Source organism: Micromonospora sp. NPDC049799 (assembly GCF_040656655.1).
Taxonomy (GTDB): Bacteria; Actinomycetota; Actinomycetes; order Mycobacteriales; family Micromonosporaceae; genus Micromonospora.
In genome coordinates this window covers 1-3582 of record NZ_JBFAMU010000500.1, presented here as the reverse complement: position 1 = coordinate 3582, position 3582 = coordinate 1, and the positions used below count along the sequence as shown (strand labels likewise).

Sequence of the window (3582 nt, the reverse complement as noted above, 5' to 3'; positions counted from 1 at the left end):
CCAGCAGCCGGCGCACCTCCCGGCGTACCGCCTCGGTCACCACGTCGCCCGCGGTGGGCGCGGCGGGCAGGCCGGTCGGGGCCACCAGGTCCGGCTCGCCCTCGGCGGCCGGCCCCAGCGCCCGTACGTGCTTCGGGGTGAACCCGCCCCCGCGGGCGCCCGCCGTGCGCAGCAGCGTGCCGATCCGGTCCAGCAGGGTCCGGTCCCCGGCCTTGCGCTCGACCTCCAGCTCGCGGAACGCGCCGGTGGCCGTCCCGTTGACGTCCTCGACGGTGACGTGGTCGTCCACCACCTCGGCGAGCACCGTGCCGTCGGCGTCGCGCACGTCGTACGCCTCCCGCACGGTGCGGACCACCGCGGCCGGTGCCAGCGGTGCGCCCCGGTGGAAGACGGTGACCAGCTCGACCAGCTCGGCCGGGGGTTCGTCGGCGGGGCCGGCCCGGGAGACCTCGTGCCGGACGCCGGGGCTGTCGGTCGGCAGCTTCACCGTCCAGGGCAGGTCGTCGCCCTGGCGGTGGCGCAGCGACACCCCGGCCCGCGCCAGCCGGAGGTCGACGGTGTCGAAGTACGTGGCGACCAGGGTGGCCGCCGGGTGGGCGCGTACGCCGCCACCGGCCGGGGCGGAGCCGGCCAGGTCCGGCAGGACCCACCCGTCGTCCACCGCGTACTTCCGCTCCTCCTCGACCATCTCGTCAGCCTAGGCGGGGTCAGCCGGCCGTGCCGCCGACGCGACGCAGCAGCAGTTCCTGGAGGTCCACCAGGGGCGCGTCCGCGCTGCCGGCACGCCGGGTCCAGGTGCCGTCGCCGGCCAGCTCGAACGCGTCCACGTCCGGACCCATCGCCGTGGCCATCACGTGGTCCAGCTCGGCCCGCGCGACCGGGTCGCTCACCTGGACCAGTGCCTCCACCCGGCGGTCCAGGTTGCGGTGCATCAGGTCGGCCGACCCCATCCAGAACTCGGCGTCGCCGTTGTTGCCGAACCGGAAGATGCGGGAGTGCTCCAGGAACCGGCCGAGGATCGACCGGACCCGGATGTTCTCCGACAGTCCCGGCACTCCGGGGCGCAGCGTGCACATGCCCCGGATCAGCAGGTCGACGTGGACCCCGGCGCGGGAGGCCCGGTAGAGCGCGTCGGTCAGCTCCTCGTCGACCAGGGAGTTCACCTTGAACTGGACGAGGCCGGGCATGCCGAGCCGGACGTGCGCGATCTCCCGGTCGATCCGCTCCACCAGGCCGCGGCGGATGCCCTGGGGCGCGACGAGCAGCCGCCGGAACGCGGTCTGCCGGCTGTAGCCGGTGAGCACGTTGAACAGGTCGGTCAGGTCGGCGCCGATCTCCGGGTCGGCGGTGAGCATCCCGAAGTCCTCGTAGAGCCGGGCCGTCTTCGGGTGGTAGTTGCCGGTGCCGATGTGGCAGTACCGGCGGATCTGGTTGCCCTCCTGGCGTACGACGAGCGCGGTCTTGCAGTGCGTCTTGAGGCCGACCAGGCCGTAGACGACGTGGCAGCCGGCGCGTTCCAGGGTGCGTGCCCAGCCGATGTTGGCGATCTCGTCGAACCGGGCCTTCAGCTCCACCAGCACCACCACCTGCTTGCCGGCGGCGGCGGCGTCGACCAGCGCGTCGACGATGGGGGAGTCCCCGCTGGTGCGGTAGAGGGTCTGCTTGATGGCGAGCACGTTCGGGTCGGCGGCGGCCTGCTCCACGAAGCGCTGCACGCTGGTCGCGAACGAGTGGTACGGGTGGTGCACCAGCACGTCACCGTCGCGCAGGGTGGCGAAGACACTGCGGGGCACCTCGCCCTCGGCGAGCCGGGGGTGGGTCGCCGGCACGAACGGCGGATCCTTGAGGTCCGGCCGGTCGGCCTCGCCGTAGACCTGCCACATCGCCGACAGGTCGAGCAGGCCGCGCACCCGCAGGACGTCGTGGGCGTCCATGTCCAGCTCCCGAACGAGCAGCTCCAGCATGTGGTCGGAGATGGAGGCGGCGACCTCCAGCCGTACCGGCGGGCCGAAGCGGCGCCGGGCCAGTTCCCGTTCCAGCGCCTGGAGCAGGTCCTCGTCGCGGTCCTCGTCGACCTCCACCTCGGCGTTGCGGGTGACCCGGAACAGGTGGCACTCCACCACCTGCATGCCGGAGAAGAGCTGCCCGAGGTGGACGGAGATGAGGTCCTCCACGGGCAGCATCCGGACGCCCGGCTGGTCCCGGTCGACGCGGACGAACCGGGGCACGTTGTTGGGCACCTTCACCCGGGCGAACAGCTCCGAGCCGCCGTCGTGGTCGCGGACCGCGACGGCCAGGTTCAGCGAGCGCCCCGAGATGTACGGGAAGGGGTGCGCCGGGTCCACCGCGAGCGGGGTGAGCACCGGGAAGATCTGCTCCCGGAAGTAGGTGCGCAGCCGTTCCCGTTCGGCGTCGCCCAGCTCGGCCCACCGCAGGATGCGGATGTCCTCGGCGGCCAGCTTCGGCAGCACGTCGTCGACGAAGCACGCGGCGTGCCGGGCGGTCAGCGTGGCGGCCTTCTCCGCGATCCGCTCCAGCTGGGTGCGCAGCGGCAGGCGGTCACCGCCGCGGACCGGCAGACCGGCGGAGAGCCGCCGTTTCAGGCCGGCCACCCGCACCATGTAGAACTCGTCCAGGTTGCTGGCGAAGATGGCCAGGAACTTCGCCCGCTCCAGCAGCGGAGTGCGCTGGTCCTCGGCCAGGGCCAGCACCCGGGCGTTGAAGTCGAGCCAGGACAGCTCGCGGTTGAGGAACCGGTCCTCGGGCAGGGGCTCGGCGGTCGGCCGGTCCTCGTCGGCGTGGGAGGGCGGGACGGCCGGCGCCGGCACGGGGGAGCCGGCCGGATCCAGTACCTCCTCCAGCCCGGCGGAGTCGGCTGCGGCGTCGGTGTCCGAGGGCACGTCGGCGTCCTGGCGGACACGCTCGACGCCCGGGACGGGACGGAACCGGCCGTCGGCGCCCCGGATGCGGGTGCCGTTGCGGGGGCCGGGTGCTTCGGTGGCGTGGGGCGGGTCGGGGTGCTCGCGAGGGGTGCTCACCCGCTCATCTTCACCCGAACCGGGTTAACGCAAAATGAACTTGGGCGGGGCGGATCAGGCCATCGTCGGCAATGTCACGCGGACGACCGTGCCATCCGGCTCGCGGTCGATGCGGACCCGCTGGCCCAGACGGAGCAGCCGGAGCCCGGAGGCGTCGAACGCCCGCGCGTCGAAGGTCAGCTCGGTGCCGTCGTCGAGCAACAGCACACCACCGCGGGTCGACGCGTCGAAGCTGGCCACCGTGCCCTGCATGCCCCGCACGCTACACCGCCGGTCGCGGACGCCGGAGCGCCGGCGGACGTCAGGGCCGCCGTCCGGGGCCCCAGACCGAGGCGGGCCGCCACGGTCAGGTCGTCGGCGGTGTCCACGTCCCGGCGCAGGCTCGGCCAGTCACCGGTCAGGGCCACCGCTCCGCTGGCGGCGTGGGCGGCTGCCGAGTCGGCACCGAAGCGCCGACGTACCCGATCAACTGCCCGATGCCGACCTGCTGCCCCTGGCGGACCACCGGGCCCGGCTCATCCATGTGCAGGTACTGGGTCTGCCA

3 protein-coding genes and 1 pseudogene are annotated in these 3582 nt (G+C 73.5%); all 4 read right to left on the bottom strand.

The features are described from left to right. A partial coding sequence (locus tag AB0I76_RS25225) for a CYTH domain-containing protein (RefSeq protein WP_357040177.1) occupies positions 1-688 on the bottom strand: 688 nt, incomplete at its 3' end. Between the two features lie 19 nt (positions 689-707). Next, positions 708-3038 carry an RNA degradosome polyphosphate kinase gene (locus tag AB0I76_RS25220; RefSeq protein ID WP_357040174.1) on the bottom strand — a complete coding sequence of 777 codons (2331 nt, stop codon included), beginning with the start codon at positions 3036-3038 and terminating at the stop codon, positions 708-710. Between the two features lie 54 nt (positions 3039-3092). After that, a complete protein-coding gene (locus tag AB0I76_RS25215) occupies positions 3093-3290 on the bottom strand; it encodes a cold-shock protein (RefSeq protein WP_357040171.1) in 198 nt (65 codons plus the stop codon). A 50-nt stretch (positions 3291-3340) separates the two neighbouring features. Beyond that, positions 3341-3490, bottom strand: a pseudogene (locus AB0I76_RS25210) (2-phospho-L-lactate guanylyltransferase); the annotation flags it as partial. Positions 3491-3582: the final 92 nt, after the last annotated feature.

What these genes read in the sequence shown, in the direction of transcription:
- AB0I76_RS25215 (WP_357040171.1), bottom strand. Translation starts at nt 3,290, where the DNA reads ATGCAGGGCACGGTGGCCAGCTTCGACGCGTCGACCCGCGGTGGTGTG.